This is a genomic window from Brevundimonas sp. D3-1P, assembly GCF_055809335.1.
Map to the genome: position 1 here is coordinate 910,494 of NZ_CM147908.1, position 19,320 is coordinate 929,813.

24 protein-coding genes are annotated in these 19,320 nt (G+C 66.3%); 17 read left to right on the plus strand and 7 right to left on the minus strand.

The window, feature by feature from the left end:
• Positions 1–20: 20 nt before the first annotated feature.
• The 3 genes from AC0L6G_RS04605 to AC0L6G_RS04615 form a co-directional block, all read right to left on the minus strand.
• Positions 21–149: a hypothetical protein gene (locus AC0L6G_RS04605; protein ID WP_291535346.1), complete on the minus strand. Its 129-nt coding sequence runs from the start codon at positions 147–149 to the stop codon at positions 21–23.
• A gap of 116 nt (positions 150–265) precedes the next feature.
• Positions 266–400, minus strand: coding sequence for a hypothetical protein (locus tag AC0L6G_RS04610; protein WP_291535347.1), 135 nt, complete (start codon positions 398–400; stop codon positions 266–268).
• A gap of 86 nt (positions 401–486) precedes the next feature.
• A complete protein-coding gene (locus AC0L6G_RS04615) occupies positions 487–1,122 on the minus strand; it encodes a GntR family transcriptional regulator (RefSeq protein WP_291535349.1) in 636 nt (211 codons plus the stop codon).
• Positions 1,123–1,348: 226 nt separating this feature from the next.
• On the opposite strand from AC0L6G_RS04615, the gene AC0L6G_RS04620 reads away from it, so the two are divergent.
• The 16 genes from AC0L6G_RS04620 (at position 1,349) to AC0L6G_RS04695 (ending at position 14,277) form a co-directional block, all read left to right on the plus strand.
• A complete protein-coding gene (locus AC0L6G_RS04620; protein ID WP_291535351.1) occupies positions 1,349–1,831 on the plus strand; it encodes a helix-turn-helix domain-containing protein in 483 nt (160 codons plus the stop codon).
• Between the two features lie 83 nt (positions 1,832–1,914).
• The gene (locus AC0L6G_RS04625; RefSeq protein ID WP_291535353.1) at positions 1,915–2,184 is read left to right on the plus strand and encodes a helix-turn-helix domain-containing protein; all 270 of its coding nucleotides are present in this window, start codon (positions 1,915–1,917) and stop codon (positions 2,182–2,184) included.
• 76 nt (positions 2,185–2,260) lie between these two features.
• Positions 2,261–2,899, plus strand: a complete 639-nt coding sequence (locus tag AC0L6G_RS04630) for a lytic transglycosylase domain-containing protein (RefSeq protein ID WP_291535355.1) — start codon at positions 2,261–2,263, stop codon at positions 2,897–2,899.
• Entirely contained in the window at positions 2,896–3,195 is a 300-nt protein-coding gene (locus AC0L6G_RS04635; RefSeq protein ID WP_291535356.1) for a TrbC/VirB2 family type IV secretion system protein, read from the plus strand. The genes AC0L6G_RS04630 and AC0L6G_RS04635 overlap by 4 nt, the downstream gene beginning before the upstream one ends.
• Entirely contained in the window at positions 3,195–3,374 is a 180-nt protein-coding gene (locus tag AC0L6G_RS04640) for a hypothetical protein (protein ID WP_291535357.1), read from the plus strand. The genes AC0L6G_RS04635 and AC0L6G_RS04640 overlap by 1 nt, the downstream gene beginning before the upstream one ends.
• Positions 3,367–3,702, plus strand: a complete 336-nt coding sequence (locus AC0L6G_RS04645; RefSeq protein WP_003170565.1) for a VirB3 family type IV secretion system protein — start codon at positions 3,367–3,369, stop codon at positions 3,700–3,702. Before AC0L6G_RS04640 ends, AC0L6G_RS04645 begins: the two co-directional genes overlap by 8 nt.
• Positions 3,695–6,070, plus strand: coding sequence for a VirB4 family type IV secretion/conjugal transfer ATPase (locus AC0L6G_RS04650; RefSeq protein WP_291535358.1), 2,376 nt, complete (start codon positions 3,695–3,697; stop codon positions 6,068–6,070). Before AC0L6G_RS04645 ends, AC0L6G_RS04650 begins: the two co-directional genes overlap by 8 nt.
• Positions 6,067–6,771: a TrbJ/VirB5 family protein gene (locus AC0L6G_RS04655; RefSeq protein ID WP_291535360.1), complete on the plus strand. Its 705-nt coding sequence runs from the start codon at positions 6,067–6,069 to the stop codon at positions 6,769–6,771. The genes AC0L6G_RS04650 and AC0L6G_RS04655 overlap by 4 nt, the downstream gene beginning before the upstream one ends.
• Positions 6,768–6,980 carry a hypothetical protein gene (locus tag AC0L6G_RS04660; RefSeq protein ID WP_291535362.1) on the plus strand — a complete coding sequence of 71 codons (213 nt, stop codon included), beginning with the start codon at positions 6,768–6,770 and terminating at the stop codon, positions 6,978–6,980. Before AC0L6G_RS04655 ends, AC0L6G_RS04660 begins: the two co-directional genes overlap by 4 nt.
• Positions 6,981–6,989: 9 nt before the next feature.
• Positions 6,990–7,913: a TrbL/VirB6 family protein gene (locus AC0L6G_RS04665; RefSeq protein WP_473252926.1), complete on the plus strand. Its 924-nt coding sequence runs from the start codon at positions 6,990–6,992 to the stop codon at positions 7,911–7,913.
• A gap of 223 nt (positions 7,914–8,136) precedes the next feature.
• Positions 8,137–8,820 (plus strand): VirB8 family type IV secretion system protein, encoded by a 684-nt coding sequence (locus AC0L6G_RS04670; RefSeq protein WP_291535364.1) that lies wholly within the window; start codon positions 8,137–8,139, stop codon positions 8,818–8,820.
• An 8-nt stretch (positions 8,821–8,828) separates the two neighbouring features.
• Positions 8,829–9,644, plus strand: coding sequence for a TrbG/VirB9 family P-type conjugative transfer protein (locus tag AC0L6G_RS04675; protein ID WP_291535366.1), 816 nt, complete (start codon positions 8,829–8,831; stop codon positions 9,642–9,644).
• On the plus strand, positions 9,641–10,798 hold the full coding sequence (gene virB10 / locus AC0L6G_RS04680) for a type IV secretion system protein VirB10 (RefSeq protein WP_291535367.1): 1,158 nt from the start codon (positions 9,641–9,643) through the stop codon (positions 10,796–10,798). Before AC0L6G_RS04675 ends, virB10 begins: the two co-directional genes overlap by 4 nt.
• Entirely contained in the window at positions 10,798–11,805 is a 1,008-nt protein-coding gene (gene virB11 / locus AC0L6G_RS04685; protein WP_291535368.1) for a P-type DNA transfer ATPase VirB11, read from the plus strand. The genes virB10 and virB11 overlap by 1 nt, the downstream gene beginning before the upstream one ends.
• A complete protein-coding gene (locus AC0L6G_RS04690) occupies positions 11,771–13,633 on the plus strand; it encodes a type IV secretory system conjugative DNA transfer family protein (protein WP_291535369.1) in 1,863 nt (620 codons plus the stop codon). The genes virB11 and AC0L6G_RS04690 overlap by 35 nt, the downstream gene beginning before the upstream one ends.
• A complete protein-coding gene (locus tag AC0L6G_RS04695) occupies positions 13,630–14,277 on the plus strand; it encodes an LPD7 domain-containing protein (RefSeq protein ID WP_291535370.1) in 648 nt (215 codons plus the stop codon). The genes AC0L6G_RS04690 and AC0L6G_RS04695 overlap by 4 nt, the downstream gene beginning before the upstream one ends.
• A 68-nt stretch (positions 14,278–14,345) precedes the next feature.
• On the opposite strand, the gene AC0L6G_RS04700 is transcribed toward AC0L6G_RS04695, so the two are convergent.
• Positions 14,346–15,428, minus strand: coding sequence for a hypothetical protein (locus AC0L6G_RS04700; RefSeq protein ID WP_473252927.1), 1,083 nt, complete (start codon positions 15,426–15,428; stop codon positions 14,346–14,348).
• Positions 15,429–15,503: 75 nt separating this feature from the next.
• On the minus strand, positions 15,504–16,331 hold the full coding sequence (locus AC0L6G_RS04705; protein WP_473252928.1) for a hypothetical protein: 828 nt from the start codon (positions 16,329–16,331) through the stop codon (positions 15,504–15,506).
• Between the two features lie 107 nt (positions 16,332–16,438).
• On the opposite strand from AC0L6G_RS04705, the gene AC0L6G_RS04710 reads away from it, so the two are divergent.
• A protein-coding gene (locus AC0L6G_RS04710) for an IS3 family transposase (protein ID WP_114150060.1) occupies positions 16,439–17,610 on the plus strand; the annotation gives its coding sequence in 2 pieces (ribosomal slippage) (positions 16,439–16,712 and positions 16,712–17,610; 1,173 coding nt in all).
• Between the two features lie 120 nt (positions 17,611–17,730).
• Here AC0L6G_RS04710 and AC0L6G_RS04715 read toward each other — a convergent pair.
• On the minus strand, positions 17,731–18,756 hold the full coding sequence (locus AC0L6G_RS04715; RefSeq protein WP_291535374.1) for a relaxase/mobilization nuclease domain-containing protein: 1,026 nt from the start codon (positions 18,754–18,756) through the stop codon (positions 17,731–17,733).
• Positions 18,756–19,274, minus strand: a complete 519-nt coding sequence (locus tag AC0L6G_RS04720) for a MobC family plasmid mobilization relaxosome protein (RefSeq protein WP_291535375.1) — start codon at positions 19,272–19,274, stop codon at positions 18,756–18,758. Before AC0L6G_RS04720 ends, AC0L6G_RS04715 begins: the two co-directional genes overlap by 1 nt.
• Between the last annotated feature and the right edge of the window lie 46 nt (positions 19,275–19,320).

Genomic DNA, 19,320 nt, shown 5'->3' on the forward strand with positions numbered 1-19,320 from the left:
CACGCCGACGCCTTTCCGTGTCAGGCCGAGCGGGCGCCCGGGGTGACGTAGCGCAGTTCCTGGATCTGCTCGAGGTCGCCTTCTTCCTCGACAGCCTTGGTCCGCAGCTTGGCGGAGCCCAGACGGATCAGGTTCATGGACTTCAACATGGTAGTCGCCTCCGATCGTGGCCGATCCGGGGATCGGCGGTTTACGGCGTCACTCGCCACTAATCTTGAGATGAGCGACCGGGCGCCGATCTAGAGCCGGCGAATGCCGGCAGGGTTCAGCGCGCCGCGGACGGCTGGCTATCCCATAGGAAGATCTGGATCTGCTCCATGAAGCCCGTCTCCGAGTCCGCACGGGTGGCGCGTTTGGCTGATCCTACGCGCACGAGGCGCAGTTTGGTTTTCGTCTGCATCACTGCCTCCTGAACGGGCGGAAGCGCCCGCTGAAGACAGGTCACGCCTTCGGAGGTGTATTTTCAAACTATATTTGCAATATACTTCAAGCGGACTGCCGCATCACCTTCTCCACGGACACCGAAAGGGCGATCCGGCCTTGGTGATATTCGTAGAGCGCGCTCGCCAACTCCGCGCTGTTGTTGTCTAAGCGCAGGCGTTCGATTGCGAGGACGATGTCCAATCCCGTGTTCTGCAGGAGCGCTTCAATTCTGCGGATGGGTCTAAGCTGCGTAGAAACGCGGCGATAGGCTTCGAAGACCGCGCTGTTGTCCCCATGCTGCGCGAGCCGGTCAAATATGGACTCGACCCGCAACACCGGATCCGCCGACGGTTCTGTGGTCGGCGCTTCGGGCGAGACACCGTCCGCGGAGCCCCAGCGCAGGAACTGGTGGTGAAGCTCGTAAAGCCCGACAATGTCAGACGCGGTGGGACTGGGCGCGAAGTAGCCGCGTCCTGGCCGATGCTCGATGATGCCTTCGCCAGCGAGATGGGCGAGCGCCTCGCGTACCGGCGTAGGACTAAGACCGAGCTCGTTCGCCAGACTGGTTGCGACAAGCGGAAGACCCCAGCCGAAGCGCCCCGCGGCGGCGTAACCGGCCAGGGCTGTGTGAGCCACAGCGAAATGATCTCTCTCGCGCATCACGACCCGCCCGTCCGCACGCGGCGCGACGCCTTGCAATCACACAGCCCCTCTAAAGGACGAAACAGAGCCGATCGGCGAGTAGCTGAATGGTGAACATTAGTTATCATAAAAGAACCGCATGTTCTTTGCGCACTTTCCACAAGACTCGGGACACCGTGAGCTTCCCGTCTTTCATTTGATGCTCAACTGCCGCATTTTTCAACCACCGGGAGTAAGGCGTCGAGAATCGCGTTGACCTCCACAACCCGAGGCAGCCGAGCTGATGGAAAGCGACCGACCCCGCTCTCAGAACGAAATCCTGGCTGCAGCGCTGCGGTTGATCCGGCTGCACAGGCGGATGAAGCCGGCCGAGGTCGCCGACGCAATGGGCATGGCCAAGCGGTCCTACGAACACTTCGAAGCTGGAAAGGGAAAGATCAATCTCGAGCGTATCCACCGCTTCGCGGAGGCCACGGACAGCGATCCCTATGCGATCATCGACTGCATGGCGCTGGGATCCCCGGAGTTCGCCGTCCGCTGCGCCGACAACAAGGCAATGCTCGCGCTTCGGGTCGTCACACAGGAGTTCGACGAGGAGGTTGGCGATGCGATCATGGAGCTCGACACACGCTCGATCATCAACGCCTTCACCCGAACCCTGAAGGATCTCGGAATGCAGGCCGTGAGACGGGATGACGCGGCCAAGGCCTGGCTCGATGAACGGATTGGACGGCTGGTAACGCCTTCGAAGGACGAGGAAGACTGATCGGGGTTCGCCTCACACCGTAGATTTCCTGTCCGAACCTTGCGGTCTTGCCGCAAACTTCGATCCGGGTCTGGCTTGAGTCCATGACCCAGTCGCTTCCCCTTTCCCCCGATCATGCCGCAACGCGTTCCAGCGACGGCCTGTCCGCTCGCCAGGCCGACTGTCTGCGTCTGGCCGGCCAGGGGCTGTCATCGCGTCAGATCGCGCGTCGCCTCGGCGTGTCGGCCCGCACGGTCGATGACCACATCCTCCTTGGGTGCCGGTGGCTCGGAGTCAGGACCCGGGTCCAGGCCGTCGCGCTTCTGGTGAGAGACGATCGCCGCGCCGCCGAGCCCCGTAGTTTCACCCCGTAGCTCTCCGGTGGCGCCCTAGCGGATCGAACGTGCGCGGCCGATGCGGTCTGCTGAGGGCTCTCAACGGAGCCCTGCCTTGCTTGATCTCGCCCTCGTCCTCGCCCTCTCCGCCCAGTGCGCACCCGGCGTCTCGCCGCAGACCCTGGCCGCGATCGCGCATACGGAAAGCCGCTTCAACGCCCTGGCGATCGGCGTCAATCGTGGCGCTGCCGTGCGCCAGCCCAGGACGCGCGAGGAAGCGGCGCGCGTCGCTCACCGCCTGATCGGCTCGGGCGCCAACATCGATCTCGGTCTCGCGCAGATCAACTCGAGCAATCTCGGATGGCTGCGTCTGACGGTGGAGGACGCCTTTGACCCCTGCCGCAACCTCACCGCGGCAGGGACCGTGCTGCGCGCCGGCTTCGACCCCGCATCCACGGGCTCTGACCGCCAACAGGCCCTGCGCGTGGCCCTGTCCCGATACAACACCGGTCATCCCGATCGCGGCTTTCGCAACGGCTATGTCGCGCGCGTCGAGGCCTCAGCGGCCCGCCTGGGCCTGGCCGTCTCCGCGCCGCTGCTAACCGAAGCCGCGTCAGGCTCATCCCCCGCTCAGGTCGCGCCGGATTCCTTCGCGCCACCCGCCGCCTGGGACGTCTTCGCGCGCGCCACCGCCAGCGCCGTCGTCCTCTTCGCCCCCGCCTCACAGACCAAGACATGGAGCGTCATCCCATGACCCTGTCCACCGTTCGACGCCGCCAATGCGCGGTCGGAGCGATCGCCCTGGCGACCACCCTGATGTCGGTGCAGCCCGCCTTCGCCCAGGCCAATGTCGAGGGCCTGCTGCAGAACGTCGTCGACATGCTGACCGGCAACACGGCCAGGCTGTTGGCCATTCTGGCTGTCGTCATCGTCGGCATTCTGTGGATGTTCGGCCTGTTCGATCTGCGGCGCGCCGCCATCGTCATTCTCGGCATCGTCGTGGTCTTCGGCGCCGCCGAGATCGTCGGCCTGATCACGGGCGGCGCCTGATGGCCCGGACCGACGCCTGTCTGATCGTCGCGGGGATCGCCGGCGGCCTGGCGCTGACGCTGATGCTCGGCGTCCGGCTGATCTCGCCGGCACGCTATGCCCAGGCTCTGGGGGGCGGCCTGGTCGGGCTCGCCGTGGCGAAAGCCGCCCTCGTCCTGAGCGGGGCGGACCATGGCTGAGGAACGACTGATCGAAGAGCCTCTGTTCCTCGCCTGCACCCGGCCGGCGATGATCCTGGGCGTGCCCATGGAGGCCATGGGCGTCAACGTCATGATCTCCGGCCTGGCCTTTCTTGTCGGCGGCAGCCTGCTCTATCTGCTGATCGCTCCGGCCCTGCATCTGGTCTTCCGGGCGATCTGCAAGGTGGACCACAACGCCTTCCGGCTTCTGCTGGTCTTTGTCGATACCAAGGGCCGGTCCCGCAACGGCGCCCTGTGGGGCGGGAGCTCGGCGACCCCCCTCCCCCTGGTCCGGCGTTACAGCGCAAGGGAGCTGGTCCGTGGGTGAGCTCCGTCTCTCGCCGTCGCGTCTGCGCAGGGAGGGCAACGCCCTGGCCGGCCTGCCCTATGCGCGCCACGCCTCAGACCACATCATCACGCTCGATAGCGGGGCGCTCATGATCGCCTTCCAGCTTCAGGGTGCGGCGTTTGAGACGGCCGACCCGCGCGATCTGAACGACTGGCACGTCAAGCTCAACCAGACCTGGCGCAACCTGGCTGACGACCGGTTGGCGGTCTGGCACCACATTGTCCGGCGCGAAGTCCAGCCCGAGGTCATGAGCGGGTTCCGCTCCGACTTCGCACAGGATTTGAACCAGGCCTACGAAGCACGGCTCGGAGGCCGGCGGCTGTTCGTCAACGAACTCTTTGTCACCCTAGTGCTCCATCCCGGCCGTGATCCCGGCGATCGCGCTGCGGCGCTCATGCGTCACCTGCAGACGGCCCGCCGTCAGGACACGGAGGTCGCCCCCGAACAGATCAAACGGCTCGAGGACGCCGCGCGAGATCTTGAACAGTATCTCGGCCGCTATGCGCCGCGCCGCCTTGGCCTCTACCAACACGGAGACATCTGGTGCTCCGAACCGATGGAGCTGGTTCGGCTCATCCTCACCGGGCGGCCGGGGCGCGTCCCCATCGTCTACGGCCATCTCGGATCCGCGGTTCATACGGTGCGGGTCATCTTCGGACGCGAAAGCCTGGAGCTTCGGGACGTCGACGCAGGCCGTTACGCCGGCGTCCTCGCCATCAAGGAATATCCGGCCTCGACCCGGCCCGGACTGTGGAACGCGCTGCTGAGCGCGCCCTTCGGTTTCGTCATGACCCAGTCCTTCGCCTTCCTGTCCAAGGCGGCCGGGCGATCGGTGATGGAGCGCAAGCAGAACCAGATGGTCTCCGCGCGGGACCGCGCCGCTTCCCAGATCGATGGCCTTTCGGACGCTCTGGACGATCTGGTCAGCAACCGGTTCGTGCTCGGCGAACACCAGGCGTCCGTCCTGGTCTACGGCGACACGCCCGCCGCCCTCGCCGACCACCTTTCGAAGGCGCGGGCGCATCTGGCGGACTCCGGCCTGGTCGTCGCCCGCGAGGACCTCGGCCTCGAAGCCGCCTTCTGGTCCCAGTTCCCCGGCGGCTTCGCGCGGCGCACGCGTCCGGCCGCGATCACCTCCCGCAACTTCGCCGCCCTCGCGCCTTTCCATGCCTATCCCGTCGGAAAGCCACACGGCAATCACTGGGGACCGGCTGTGGCGACGCTGCGCACGACAGCCGGATCCCCCTTCTACTTCAACTTCCACGTCGGCGATCTCGGCCACACCTTCATCTGCGGCCCCTCCGGGTCGGGCAAGACGGTCGTCCAGAACTTCATGCTGGCGCAGCTGGAGCGGTTCGACGCCCAGCAGCTGTTCATCGACAAGGACCGGGGCGCCGAGATTTTCGTTCGGGCCTGCGGCGGGACCTATCTGGCCCTGCGCAACGGCGTGTCCACGGGGTTCGCGCCCTTCAAGGCGTTGGAGCCTTCACCCGCCAATCGCGCGTTCCTCAGCCGACTGGTGCGGACCCTGGTCGCCCGGCCGAACGAGACCCTGTCGGTGCCGGAAGCGCGCGCCATCGACGAAGCGGTCGCCGCGCTCGAGGCTCTCCCGCGCGAGCGACGCTCGCTTTCGGCCCTGCGCAGCCTGCTCGGTCAATCGGACGTCGGCGGCGTCGGAGCGCGACTGGAACGCTGGATCCGGGGCGGGCCGCTCGGCTGGGCTCTGGACGGCGACGACGACGCCCTGTCGCTGGACGCCCGCTTCGCCGGCTTCGACATGACCGATGTGCTGGACCACCCCGAGGTCCGCACGCCGATGATGCTCTACCTCTTCCACCGGATCGCCCAGCGGGTGGATGGGCGTCGGCTCGTCCTCGACATCGACGAGTTCTGGAAGGTCCTGGGCGACGCCGCCTTCACCGACCTGGCCCAGGACGGCCTCAAGACCTGGCGCAAGCAGAACGCCCTGATGGTGTTCGGCACCCAGTCCCCGGCCGACGCGCTGCGCTCGCCGATCGCCCACACCATCCTCGAACAATGCGCGACCAAGATCTTCCTGCCGAACGCGCACGGCCAGGCCCGCGACTATGTCGAAGGCTTCGGCCTGAGCGAGGAAGAGTTCCGATTGATCCGGGACGAGCTGACGCCGGAGTCTCATCGCTTCCTGGTCAAACAGGGTCACGACAGCGTGGTCGTCGAGCTTGACCTCAAGGGGCTGGATGACGCGCTGGCCGTCCTGTCCGGACGATCCGAAACCGTCGCCCTTCTCGACCGGCTGAGAGCCGAGACCGGGGACGACTACGCCGACTGGCGTGGCCCCTTCCATACCCAGAGGAGACTGACATGAGACGCTCCATCCTTTCGATCGCTGTAGCGCTCGCCGCGATGACCGCTGTTCCGGCCCATGCCCAGCAGATTGTTTACGACCCCACGTCCTTCGCCCAGATGGTCAAGGATGCGCGCACTGCCATCGAACAGCTCGACAGCCTCAAGGCCCAAGTCCAGCAGGGCCAGGAACTGTTCGCCAGCCTCAACGAACTGTCCAACGTCAATGCGATCGCCGAGCGGCTGGGTCTGCCGGAAATCCGTAATCCGCTCCCGGACATGGCGACGCTCCGGTCGGCCGCCGACGGGGATCTGTCGGCGCTCGTCGAACTGGCCGAGCGCGCCGACGCGATCCGCCGCGAGACCCGCGTCTATACGCCGGACGCGCCCTCCCCCGCCGCCGACGCCCTGGAGCGGTCCGGGGCGCGGACCGCCCGTGATCTGGCGATCGGCGAGACCGTCGACCGGGCAGCCACCGATCGTCTCGAAGGCCTGGAGACGCTGCGCCGCGCGCTCGACACCGCGCCGAACGCGCGGGCCGTGATGGACCTGAACGCCCGGCTCGCGGCGGAACAGGCCCTGATCCAGAACGAACAGGTCCGGCTGCAGGGCCTGGCCCTGACCCAGGCGGCCGAAGCCCGTCTCGAGGACCAGCGGGCGCGGGAGCGGATCGCTGCGGAACGGTCGGCCCGCATGGACGCCTACCGCCAGGCCTTTCAGTGAAAGCCGCCCTGCTCCTGCTCGGCCTGCTCGCGGGTTGCGGCGAGACGGAAGCGCCCAAGGCTGAACCGCGCCCGGATCGCGCCGCCCTCGAGGCGGCTGTCGAGGACTGCGACCGCGGCGCCCGCCGGCAAGGCTGTGACGCCGCCCAGGCGCGTCTCGCCGAGGTCCGGCGGGACGACCGGATAGCCGCCTACCGGCAGGGCTTTTAGGAGGTCGCCATGTCGTTTCGGGTCTTCGAGCCGGCCTACACATTCCTCGACGAACGGCTGAGCGCCTTCCTCGGGGACCGGCTGGGCGCGGTGATCGCCGAGGTCGAAGGCCCGCTGCGCATCGCCCTGGTTCTCTACATCGTCCTATACGGTTTCGCGATCTTCCGGGGCGCCATCAGCGAACCCGTCATGGATTTCGCGATCCGCGCGATCAAACTGCTGTTCATCTATGTGCTGGCGACGACGCCCGCCTATTCGGACTTCGTCACCGAGCCCCTGTTTCGCGACCTGCCGAACCTTCTGACGCGGGCCATCAGCGGCGCGGAGACGCCGAACGTCGGCGCGGCCTTCGACCAGTTCCTCGCCTACGCCGGCTATCTCGGAGAAAAGATCGGCAGCGAGGGCTCGGCCTTCGACCCGTCGCCCTGGATCGTCGCCGCGGTCGTTTTCATCGTCGGCGCCCTGGCCTGCGCGCTCGGCTTCGGCGTTGTTCTCGTCGCCAAACTGGCTCTGGCCTTGTTGGTCACCCTCGGCCCCATCTTCATCGCCTGCGCCCTGTTCGACGCGACGCGGCGCTTCTTCTTCGGCTGGCTGTCCCAGGCGGTGAACTATCTGGTCCTGTTCGCCCTGATCATCACCATCTTCCAGCTCGTCCTGTCGCTGGTCCGGGATCAGTGGGGCGCGATCGAGGGCGGCGACCCGATGGTCGGCGGCCTGATCTTCATCGCCCTCTGTTTGCTTGGCGCGATCTTCTTCCTGCAGACGCCCGCGATCGCGGCCGGCATCGCCGGCGGCGCCAGCGCCGGGCTCGCCGACTTCGCCAACGCCGCCTCCTTGGGATCCAGCCCCAGCGCCGTCGCGCGGGGTCCTCTCGAGGCCAGCCGTCAACCGCCGCGCGGCGGCGGATCCATCCGTCCCACAGGAGCCCGCTAATGCCCTCTTTGCGAACACTGTCACGCGTCGTGTCGATCGCCCTGGCGGTCCAGGCCCTGTCCGCCTGCGCCACCTTCCGGACCGCCGATCCGCCGGTCTGCGACGGCCGCCATCGTCGACCCGCCAATCCCTACGGGTCGATCCTTTCCCCGGCAGCGCCATACGTGCCCGCGCCCGCAGCGGACGCGTCTTCGTCCATCGATCCTGGCGCAGGAGGCTGCGCATGACCGGCGTCCCCTCCTCCGATCTGAAGGCCTATTTCGCCGAGGCGCGGCGATGGGATCAGGACCGGCTCAGCGCCGCCCTACGATCGCGGCGGCTGGCCTGGACCGTGGCGGCTGTGGCCGCCGGCCTGACCGTCGTCGCCGTCGCGGCGGTGGTGGTGCTGACCCCGCTCAAGACCACCGAACCCTTCGTCGTGCGGGTCGACCAGACCACCGGCGCGGTCGATGTGGTGCGGGGTCTGTCCTCGGCCGAAGGCCCGGCCACCTATGACGAGGCCGTCAGCAAATATTTCCTCGGCCAGTACGTCCGCGCCCGGGAGGGCTATCTCGACCCCGCCGCCGAGGAAAGCTTTGCCCTGGTCTCGATCCTGTCGGGCGCAACGGAGCAACGCCGCTGGGCCGACCTCTATCGCGGCTCCAACCCAACCAGTCCGCAGAATCTCTACGGACCTGAGGCGGAGGCCGTGATCGCGATCCGCGCCATTGGCTTCATCAACGAAGGCGTCGCCAATGTGCGCTTCCACCGCACGGTGCGTCAGGCCCAGCAGATCGTGGAGAGCGATTGGATCGCCACCATCGCCTTCACCTATACGCGCGCGCCGATGTCGGAGCCGGATCGCCTGCGCAATCCGCTCGGATTCCAGGTGACCTCGTACCGCGCTGATCCGGAGGTGGTCCGATGAGAAGCCTGTTGATCGCCCTGGCCACCGGCCTTGTAATGATGACGTCGGGGCCGGCCTGGGCCGAAGACCGCGACGCCCGGATGGTCGAGGTCGACTACGCGCCGGGCGCCGTCTACCGCATCGCCGGGGCCTTCCGCACCGCCACCCAGATCGTCTTTGGTCCGGACGAAGCCATCCGCCATGTCGCGATCGGTGACAGCGTTAGCTGGGAGGTCGCGGCCGAGGGGTCCGTCCTCTTCCTCAAACCCCGAGAACGTCTGCAGGCGACCAATCTGCTTGTGGTCACCGAACGCGGAGTCGCGACGCGTCACTATGCGTTCGAACTGGCGGCGCGAGACGCCCGCGATCGATCCTCCATCGCCTACCAGATCCGGTTCCGCTACCCGGCCGACCTCCAGGCCGCGACCGTGGCGTCGCTCGACGCTGCCGCCGAGGCGATCGAAGACCGCGTGATCGATCTGGCGCTCGATCAGGCGGCCCTCTCCGGCCCCCGCAACCTCGCCTACAGCGTCCAGGGCGCGTCGGACTTGCAACCCAGCGAGGTCACCGACAACGGCCGCTTCACCGTGCTGAGGTTTCCGGCCAACCAGCCCATCCCCTCGATCTTCGCTGTCTCCGCCGACGGCGAGGAAAGCCTGGTCCCCTTCGATGTGCGCGGCGAGTTCGTGGTCGTCCACGCCGTCGTCCCTGGTCTGCGGCTGCGCCGCGGTGCTTCGGTGCTGTGCATCTTCAACGAAGCCTACGACCCGCGCGGTGTCGCCACCGGGACCGGAACGGCCTCGCCGATGGTGGATCGGAGCGTGACGCAAGGAGCCCGACCATGACCGCCTCGCCTGAACCGAAGGACGACGCCGCGGTGGAATCCCGTGCCGAAGGCCAGGGTCTGCCGCCGACGATCGACCGGGGCATATCCCCCATCGCCGGCCGTTTTGGCGGCCGCGGGTCCAAGGTCGTCACTTTGGCCGCCCTGGGCCTCGGCTGCGCGGTCTTTCTCTTCGCCACATGGGATCGTGGCGAGGCGGATGACCAGAAGGCGGCGGCGGACCAACCGGCCCGGCAGGTCGTTCCGTTCGAACCGGCACGCCGCGACACCGAGCCGCCCCTGCTGACGGATCAGCCTCTCGATCCCGAGGCGCCGATCCTGACGTCATCGGACGAACAGGTGCCGGCGCTCGAGACCTCGCCTTCCTCTTCATCGAACGGCCCCTCGGCAGCCGAAAGGCGCCAGACCCTGATCGACGAGGCGAGGCGATCCCCGGTCCTCGCCTACAGCCGCCAAGGCTCCGGCGTCGCACCGACCGGCGGCCTGGCCGCTGCGGGCGTTGCGCCCGGGACCACCGCGCCGATCCAGGCCCGCGTCACGCCGCTCGACGGCTTGCGCCAGACCTCGCCGGTTAGCGAGGCGCGGGCCGGCCAGCTGGGAGATCGCAACCTCTTGCTGACGGCGGGCGCCTCCATCCCCTGCATCCTCCAGACGGCGATGGACAGCGCGACCCCGGGGTTCGTCAGCTGCATCCTGCCGCGAGACGTCTACTCGGAGAGCGGAACCGTGGTGCTGATGGAGCGCGGCACCCGGGTGCTCGGCGAGTACCAGGGCGGTCTGCAGCAGGGCCGCAATCGGCTCTTCGTCCTGTGGACCCGCGCCGTCACGCCCGCAGGCGTCACCGTGGGCCTGGCGTCACCGGCCGCCGACGCCCTCGGGCGCGCGGGCTTCGATGGCCGCGTCGACACCCATTTCTGGGACAGGTTTGGCGGCGCTCTCCTGCTGTCGCTGGTGGACGACGGTCTCTACGCCGCCGTCGGACGTGACGACGCCGTGCGCGAGACCGCGCGGGCGCCGTCGGACGCGGCCGCCGTCGCGTTGCAGACCTCGGTCGATATCCCCGCGACCCTGCGCAAACCTCAAGGCGCCGAGGTCTCTATTTTCGTGGCCCAGGACCTGAACTTCGCCGGTGTCTATCGGCTGAGCGCAAGGTGATGGACGACACCGCTGTTCTGGAACACTACCTCGCGCCGCTGCGACCCCTGCTCGCGCCAGACGACGTGACCGAACTGGTGATCAACCGCCCCGGCGAGGTCGGAATCGAACAGGGCGGCCGGTGGCGCTGGCATGAAGAGCCGCTGCTCACTGAGGCCTGGCTCAGGACGCTTGCCGTCGCCGCCGCCGCCTTCACCAAACAGGATGTCAGCGACGCTCGGCCGATCTGCTCGACGACCCTGCCCGGCGACGAACGATGCCAGATCGTTCTTCCGCCTGCAGCCCCGACTGGCACTGTGTCCCTCACCATCCGTAAGCCCTCGCGCCGGCAGTTCGGTCTCGACGCCTTTGCGACCGGGGGATTGTTCGACGCGGTCGTCGCGGCGGATGACGCGTCTGCGGATCCGGTCGACGCCGACCTCCTCGCCCTGAAAAGATCGGGAGACTGGTCGGCCTTCTTCAAACTGGCCGTGGTCTCACGGCGCAATATCCTCGTCTCCGGCGCCACCGGCTCCGGCAAGACCACCTTCGCCAAGGGTCTGGTCGAGGCCATTCCCGACCATGAAAGGCTGCTGACGATCGAAGACACGCGCGAACTCGTCGTGCCCCACCGCAACGTCGTTCACCTGACCTATTCCAAGGAAGGCCAGGGTTTGGCGCAGGTCACCGCCAAATCCCTGCTCGAAAGCGCCCTCAGGATGCGGCCCGACCGGATCCTGCTGCAGGAACTGCGCGACGGCACGGCCTTCTTCTATCTTCGCAACGTCAACTCCGGCCACCCCGGCTCGATCACGACCGTCCACGCGGACAGCGCCTCTCTGGCCTTTGAGCAACTGACGCTGCTGGTTCGCGAATCCGAGGGGGGAGGCGATCTGCCGCGGGAAGACATTCGGGCCCTGCTGCACCTGCTCGTCGATATCGTCGTCCAGATGCGCAAGACAGATGGCCGGTTCCGGGTGACGGAGGTCTGGCATGACCCGCTTCGAAAACGCCAGCCCGGCCGCTAGACTTGCCCTCACGTTGGCAGGCCTGAGCTGTCTCACGGCGCTCGGCTTGATCGGGGCCGTGCTGATCGCGTTGGCGGGACTGAACCGGCTGTCGCCGGATATCGACCTCACCCGGGTGCCGGCCTGGCTCTGGTACTATCGTCACGACTCCGATCTCCAACGCTGGCTTCGCATCGGGTCGCTGATAAGCGCATCGGCTGTCGGGATCACAGGTGTCGCGGTCGCGCTGAGCCAGAATCGCCCCCTGCACGGCGGAGCGCGCTGGGCCTCGAGAGCTGACCAGGCGGCGGCGGGTCTCAGGTCCCGCGAGGGCATTCTCCTCGGCCGCACCGCAACCGGCCTGCTCATCTCGGGCGGTGCCGATCACGTCATGCTCTATGCCCCGACCAGAACAGGCAAAGGCGTGGGCGTCGTCATCCCCAATCTGCTGACTTGGCCCGGTTCGGTCGTCGTCTTGGATATCAAGCGCGAAAACTATGAGGCGACAGCGGGGTTCAGGGCTGCAGCGGGCCAACGCGTCCTGCTCTTCGACCCCCTGGCGCTTGATGGACTCACCACGCGTTTCAATCCGCTCGGTCATATCGACCGCACGAGTACGATGGCTGTCCTGGATGAACTCCAGCGGATGAGCATGATGCTTTTTCCCGGCCACGACCATGCCGATCCCTTCTGGTCGGAAGCGGCCCGCACCGGCTTCATCGGGATCGGTGCCTATGTTGCTGAGACGCCTGATCTGCCGTTCTCACTTGGCGAGATCTTCCGCCAGCTGACCCGTAACGATGCCCGCACCCGCTTGCCGGACATTATCAATGCGCGGGGCCAGACCGACGCGCCTCTGTCTGCGGGCTGTATCTCCGCCCTGTCAGACTTCTGCGGCTCGAGTGAGAACACGTTCGCCTCGATCCGCCAGACAATCACCAGCCGGATGGGCTTGTGGCTCAATCCGACGGTCGACGCCGCGACGGCTGCAAGCGATTTCGATCTGCGCGACCTCCGCCGGGGCCGCCTGTCGCTCTACCTCGGCGCCTCGCCAGACAACATGCTACGGGTCGCACCGCTATACAGCCTGCTCTTTCAGCAGCTCGTCGATCTCAACTCCCGCCGCCTCTTCGCCACAGGAGATCAACCGGTTCTCGTCCTTCTGGACGAGTTCGCCCGGCTCGGTCGGGCGCCAGTTCTGGCCCACGCCTTCTCCTATCTCGCAGGCTACGGGTTCAGGTTGCTCCCTGTCATTCAGAGCCCGTCTCAGCTCCGGGCGCTCTACGGTCCTGAAGGGGCCGACGAGATCATGACCAACTGCGGTGTCGAAGTCGTATTCGCACCCAAAGAGCTGAAGGTCGCCCAAGAGCTCAGCGAGCGGCTTGGATATACGACTGTGACCTCCAAAAGTCGCAGTCGTCCGATGGGTCTGGGGTCGGGACGACGGACCACCACGGCTTCGGACCAGCGCCGCGCCCTGATGCTCCCGCAAGAACTCATGCAGCTTCCGGCCGGGACCTTGATCATTTTCAAGGCCAGCGTCCCGCCGACGCGCGCGGAGAAGATCGTCTTCTACCGCGACAAGCGGTTCACCCGTCGACAGAGACCCGCGCCCCCCCAGAAACGCCTTTGCAAAACCGCCGTCGTGGGCGCCGGCACAATCCAAGTTGACCCTCGCCCCGCCGTGGAGACATCCGACATGGACTACGACGCCATCGTTCGCCGTTTCTCGGCCGAAGGTTGCCCCCCGCCTGAACCGGGCGCGTCCGAACAGGAGGTCGCGAAATGGCTCGACAGGATGATCGACGCGGCCGCTCGTCCTGACCTCGCCCACGGGGCCGACCGATGAGGACGCCCACCCAAACCGCCGGCTCGGTCGCGTCCGAGAACGCCGTCTCGCCATCACCTCAGAAGAGGACCGGCGGCCGTTCCGTCACAAAGGGTGAAATCCCGGCTTCGATCCTGGATCGATATCTGATTGAGCGCGACCGTCAGGGCCGTCCTGAACGCTTCTATCGCGATCACCGAGCCGTCGATCCAATGTTCAGGGATGAGGGCAAGCGACTGGTCACCCGGCAAGCCTATCCCGACGCGGTGGCGGATATGCTCAAGGTGGCTCAACACCGCGGTTGGACGCAGGTCCGGGTGTCGGGCGACGAGACCTTTCGCCGGGAGGCCTGGGTGCAGGCGCGAGCCTTGGGCGTCGACGTCAAGGGCTACCAACCGCGCGACCGGGACAGACAGGCTGCGGGCGACAAGGTGAGGGAACCGCCGACGGGGCCCGATCGCTCGGCGGGTCCATCCGCCATATCCGCCGAAAGGCGCCTGAAGGAAGCGGCCATCGTGGTGCGTCGGCTGATCACTGATCCGGCCGCTCAGGCCCGGCTCATAGAGCACGCCTATCAGCGCGCCCGAGACATGATCCCTGGCCTGCCTCGCCACCCGGATGGGGACCGATCGCCGCGCCGTGAAAGCGATCGCATTCGCCGGTAGATTCCGGATCGCGCCTGATAATCGGAAAAGGGGAACGTTGCGGTGGTTGCTGACCTGGCGCAGGCGGGTCACCCGCCCTCTTTCGTCGGTTTGATGCCCATCTTCGATCCGAAATTGGTGGCGAAATAGTCGATAAGCTCAGCGCCGTGCGACCCCTCGCGGAACGCCTTCTGGGCCTCGAAGTCGAGATCCGGAACCAGATGGATCAGTTGTTCGTCCCCGAACAGTGATAGCAGAACCTGCGGATCAAGGCCGCCCGTCCGCTCGCCGATCAGACTATTCCCCGCCTCGACCACCGCGCCGATCATCACATCGGCGATTTGGACAGCCGGGCTGGCTTTGGAGTTGACCTGAACCACCTCGGTCAGCTTCAGCGGAAACTTCACCGTCGCGATTTTCGATGACCGGAACTCAGCCTCACCTTTGTGGTCGATGAACGCCTGCAGGAGGCCGCTGTAGGTGGCGAGGTTCTTAAACTCGTCATGCTCGACCCGGTAGGGACCTGAAGCCATCACCTCCATCCGGGTAATCAGGGCCTGCATCACGACGATCGCGGCATCGGTTGAGACCCCGGGCGTCGCAATCGCCCGCAAACAGTCGGGATCGGCGTACTGGGCGAGCGGTCCCAAAGCCTCGGGAAGCTCGGTCCAGTTGGTTCGCCGGACCGCTGCGACCAATGCCTGAAGGCTGTCTGGCGACTTCTCCTTCACCGCCCGTTGAAAGGCGGCCAGCATCGCTTCAAAGGCGTCCGCCCCCAGGATCGATGGGCCAACCCTGAGCAGGAGCGAGCCCATCCCGTAGTGCTGGCCGTCCTGGTAGAAGTTCAAACCGCGCGCGTAATAGTAGGGCTCCGCCGCCCAATCCAGGAACATCATCACCAGCAGGAAGCGCTTGTCGCAGATGTAGGTGACCGACTTGAAGCCTTGCAGGACGTCGCGCACGAGAGCGATCAGGTGAGGATGGTTGCCCGGGCGCCGGGACAGAGACCTGTATTTCAGCTCGGTCGCCTGAAGCTTGGGAAAGTGCGTATTGATTAGCCGCCGCGCGTCGTCGTCGGAAATGGCGACCGCCGCAGCGCCCTGAAAGCGCTGTTGCGGGTTCAGGAGGTCGAAGCCTGTGTACCCGCTTTCGTCGATCCGAAAACATTCCATTGTTGGTCCTGCTTTCCGTGTCGCCCGCATTAGATCCCACGCAACGACCGGTGCGGCCACGTAGCGTCCTGGCGATCAGAGCTTATGATAATAGTTGGCGATCGAGGTGGCATAGCTTGCACCCAGCGCGGTGCTGGTCATGCCTCCGATGTGATCCCGGAACAGACCTGCAGCCCTGCCGGCGACGTGCCAGCTGCTCGCCTTGGGCTCTGACTGAGCCCATAGATGGTACTGGAAGAGGATCTCGTGTCCCCCGATCAGCGGACCGAAGACCGGCTTGTCCACGGCGGCGATGAAAGCCGAGACCACCTTGATCGCCGTCTCGCAGTCCTCCCGGGTGAGCTCAATATGCTTGAGCGGCTCCCACTGCGCCAAACGCGTGGGACCATCGAGACCGAACTCGTGCGCAATATCGTTCCGTGTGTCCTGAAGCTTCTGCAAGGCCGGCTCGAGCGCCATCGCCTTGGCCGGCAATGGGCCGAAGACCGCGGCGAGTTGGGCCAAACGGTTGACCCACAGCCCCTTGGTGAAGGTGGCGACCTTATCCTTGAGCTTGCGGTTCCACCCTGTCGGCGGCGCCTGTTTGCCCATGACGAAAAGGTAGCCGTCCATTCCTGACCAAACGCTATCGATAAGTTCAGGATGGGCGGTAAGAGCGCTCCGCGCGGCGGAACTGAGATAGACCTCAAGCAGTGAAGCGGCCGAGACGAGAATGTACTGGCGGGTCCAGATCTGATGCTCCGCAACGGCTGCGCGCCAGTCGGCGTCAGAGGTGTAGAGGCCGTGAAGGTCGGGCGCGTAGGGCGGGAATACGATGTTGGGAAAGCCCGCCTCCAGGTGATCGTAGCCGCGCTCGCCAACCCAGAAGACATGGTTGAAGCGGGTCAGGTTCTGCTTCGCCATCTGCCGAGCGAGCGTTGTTCCGAAGGGGAGCTTGGTTAGGGTCAGTGATCCTCCCTCGGTTTGGTGGACACCCATGCTAGCTTTTCGGAGCTGGAGAGGAGTGTCTGATGAGTGTTCAACGCCGGAACTTTCCGGATTCTTTCAAGCGCGAGGCCGTTGACCGCGTCGCCAACGGCGGCCTGAGCGTCGGGGCGGTGGCCCGCGAGCTTGGGCTGCACGAGACGGTGCTTCGTCGATGGATGACGCAGTTCGGGGTGCAGGCGACGGGGGCGTCGCGGCGCCCCACAACGCAGGCGTCGTCCCCGTCGCCGTCGGATCTGGCGGCGGAGGTGGCCCGGTTGCGGCGAGAGAACGGTCAGCTGCGGATGGAGCGGGACATCCTAAAAAAAGCCGCGCTCATCTTCGGAGCGGCCTCCCGATGAAGTTCGGGTTCGTCGATGAGCATCGTCAGGTCTGGCCGGTTCGCGTGATGTGCGCGGTCCTGGGCTTGTCGGCCAGCGGTTACTACGCCTGGCGCGGTCGCCCCGAGAGCCAGCGGTCTGTCGCCAATCGCGAGCTGACCGAGGATATCCGGCTGATCCATGCGGAGAGCAGCGGCTGTTACGGCTCGCCGCGCGTTCACGCCACCCTGCGGCGGCATGGGCGTCGGGTCGGTCGATCCCGCGTGGAGCGGCTGATGCGCCGCGCCGGCCTGCGGGGCTTGGCGGCCTTGCCGCGTCGCGCCCGGACGACGAACAGCCGCCACGGTTATCCCATCGCGCCCAACAGGCTGGCCCGGAACTTCGAGGCGGCGGCGCCCAACCAGGTCTGGCTCGCCGACCTCACCTACATCCCGACCGGCGAAGGCTGGCTCTATCTCGCCGCCATCCTCGACCTGCACACCCGCAAGATCGTGGGCTGGTCCATGCGCCAGACCCTGCACACCGAGATCGCCCTCGACGCCCTCAACATGGCCGTCGAACGTCAGCGCCCCGCGCCCGGCCTGATCCATCATTCGGACCGGGGCATCCAATACGCAGCCGAAGCCTATCGATCAGCCCTGGCCCGATCCGGCATCACCCCGTCGATGAGCCGAAAGGGCGACTGCTGGGACAATGCCCCGATGGAGAGCTTCTTCCACACCCTCAAGACCGAACGCGTTCATCACCGCGTCTACGCCACCCGAGACCAGGCGCGGCGAGACCTGTTCGGATACATCGAGGGCTTCTACAATCCCCATCGCCTGCACTCAGCACTGGGCTATATCAGCCCCGCTGAGGCCGAGCGCAAAGCGGCTTAACCCCGTCCACTTTTACGGGGGAAGATCACAGGGACATGCCCCACCATGACGGTCTCCAGGATCGGACTGCAAGCTATGGTTACGCTTGTTGGCGACGCGGCGATTGGAGAGGTCCGAGGTTTATCGATCGCGGCTTGGTCGCTCTTGTGGACCCTCCGGCGGTCGGTCTGATCGATCCCGCCGTTCCTGGATCATTCGGGCGAGCTCTTCTCCTCGGGTCTCCACACGCGGCATGCGCTTGATAAAAGCTTCAAGCACCTTCCCCAATGCCAGGTCTTCGGCCTTGGGCGACAGCGACAGCGCGACGGCCTGCGCCACGAAGAACGTGCGCACGGCCGTCTGACGATCCCGAACTTTTGCGAGCCACGGCCTGTCCCGCTTGCGATCCGCAGCGTCCCTTATCGCGCCGATGTCGGTCCGTGAGGGCGGCCCGACCTGCTTGTCGAAACGATCCCGCATGCGTCGAAGGGCTCCGACCTCCGCCTTCTTGACGACGCCCCGAGCGCGACGCGGAGTCGCCTCCGCCTCAACGCCCCGCTCACGGAGCGCTGCGGCAAAGGTCTGTCGCCACCGCTCGAGGTCCGCCTTGCGCGGGTTCAACTTTCGCCCGTCGTGACCAAGCGTTCTCACGGTGAGATGAACGTGGGGGTGGCGCTCATCCGTATGGAAGGCAAAGACGTAAGGATGGGTCGCTCCAAACGTCCGGTCGGCGAACGCGCGCGATGCGTCGTGCGTGCGGAACGGGTCTGTGCCCGGCGGCATACTAAGAACGATGGAAAGGCTGACCGATCCGTCCGCGCGCCGGCGAGGGTCCGCGTCAACCTCCGCCATCCAGTCCCGAGCCAAGTTGCGCACATCCTCTCGCCCGGACAGCAGCTCCCCGTCCGGCCCCTCGATCGGCAACTTTCCGTTGCGAGCGATATAGCTAAGATGGTTCGCCAGATGGACGCCATCACGCGTCCGTCCCGTGATCTTGACCATGACCTCCGGGACGCGTCGCGCGATCCTGTCGAGGCGGGCTCGCGGACTCATGTCAGCCGGCGAGCGCGTCACCCTCCCGGGCCGGTCGGTCACCCGTGCGCGTTTCGGACGAACAGGCGGACGGATCGCCTCCTCAAATCCGCGCATCTGAATGAAGTCGGCCATCAGCGATCCGACCAGTAGTCGAGGTTGCCCCGGAGGGCCTCCTGAAGCCCGGACAGGTGTCCACGAATTTCTGCGGCGAAGGCGTCTAGTTGGGCCACCTCCAGATCGAGCACCTTCCCCTCCAGGACGGCCGTATTCAGGGCACGGGCGATCTGGTTCACATTGACGCCGATCCGTCTCAGCTCGCGTTGAACGCCGATGAAGGCCAGAGCGTCCGGCGGCGCGAGCTGCGGCCGATCGTGAAGCCGGCGACGGATCAGAGCCGTGGTCCACTGTGTCCGTGATAGCCCGCGATGGGCGGCCTCGGCCTCCAGCAGCACCATGTCGATGGGTCGCAGCCGCAGACCCAGCTTGACGCCGGACGGGCCAGGCGGCTCTTCCCCTTGCTCCGGAAGTGCCGTGTCCGCAGCCCCCTCGATGAGCCGTCGCAGTAAACGCGACCGGCCGCCCTGGCGTCCTGCGGCCGCGTCGAAACGACGGGCCAGAGGGCCAGGAAGGCGAACGGTGAAGCGGTCCATTGGGGGCGTGCTTGTCTGACATTGCCGGCGCAAAGCCTATCCTGCC

Bases quoted from the DNA above. Each gene is read 5' to 3' on its own strand.
- AC0L6G_RS04640 (WP_291535357.1), top strand. From the start codon at position 3,195: ATGGCCCGGACCGACGCCTGTCTGATCGTCGCGGGGATCGCCGGCGGC.
- AC0L6G_RS04700 (WP_473252927.1), bottom strand. From the start codon at position 15,428: ATGGAATGTTTTCGGATCGACGAAAGCGGGTACACAGGCTTCGACCTC.
- AC0L6G_RS04695 (WP_291535370.1), top strand. From the start codon at position 13,630: ATGAGGACGCCCACCCAAACCGCCGGCTCGGTCGCGTCCGAGAACGCC.
- AC0L6G_RS04715 (WP_291535374.1), bottom strand. From the start codon at position 18,756: ATGGCCGACTTCATTCAGATGCGCGGATTTGAGGAGGCGATCCGTCCG.
- AC0L6G_RS04705 (WP_473252928.1), bottom strand. From the start codon at position 16,331: ATGGCGAAGCAGAACCTGACCCGCTTCAACCATGTCTTCTGGGTTGGC.
- AC0L6G_RS04665 (WP_473252926.1), top strand. From the start codon at position 6,990: ATGTCGTTTCGGGTCTTCGAGCCGGCCTACACATTCCTCGACGAACGG.
- AC0L6G_RS04645 (WP_003170565.1), top strand. From the start codon at position 3,367: ATGGCTGAGGAACGACTGATCGAAGAGCCTCTGTTCCTCGCCTGCACC.
- AC0L6G_RS04670 (WP_291535364.1), top strand. From the start codon at position 8,137: ATGACCGGCGTCCCCTCCTCCGATCTGAAGGCCTATTTCGCCGAGGCG.
- virB10 (WP_291535367.1), top strand. From the start codon at position 9,641: ATGACCGCCTCGCCTGAACCGAAGGACGACGCCGCGGTGGAATCCCGT.
- AC0L6G_RS04605 (WP_291535346.1), bottom strand. From the start codon at position 149: ATGTTGAAGTCCATGAACCTGATCCGTCTGGGCTCCGCCAAGCTGCGG.
- AC0L6G_RS04655 (WP_291535360.1), top strand. From the start codon at position 6,067: ATGAGACGCTCCATCCTTTCGATCGCTGTAGCGCTCGCCGCGATGACC.
- virB11 (WP_291535368.1), top strand. From the start codon at position 10,798: ATGGACGACACCGCTGTTCTGGAACACTACCTCGCGCCGCTGCGACCC.
- AC0L6G_RS04690 (WP_291535369.1), top strand. From the start codon at position 11,771: ATGACCCGCTTCGAAAACGCCAGCCCGGCCGCTAGACTTGCCCTCACG.
- AC0L6G_RS04625 (WP_291535353.1), top strand. From the start codon at position 1,915: ATGACCCAGTCGCTTCCCCTTTCCCCCGATCATGCCGCAACGCGTTCC.
- AC0L6G_RS04635 (WP_291535356.1), top strand. From the start codon at position 2,896: ATGACCCTGTCCACCGTTCGACGCCGCCAATGCGCGGTCGGAGCGATC.
- AC0L6G_RS04620 (WP_291535351.1), top strand. From the start codon at position 1,349: ATGGAAAGCGACCGACCCCGCTCTCAGAACGAAATCCTGGCTGCAGCG.
- AC0L6G_RS04720 (WP_291535375.1), bottom strand. From the start codon at position 19,274: ATGGACCGCTTCACCGTTCGCCTTCCTGGCCCTCTGGCCCGTCGTTTC.
- AC0L6G_RS04610 (WP_291535347.1), bottom strand. From the start codon at position 400: ATGCAGACGAAAACCAAACTGCGCCTCGTGCGCGTAGGATCAGCCAAA.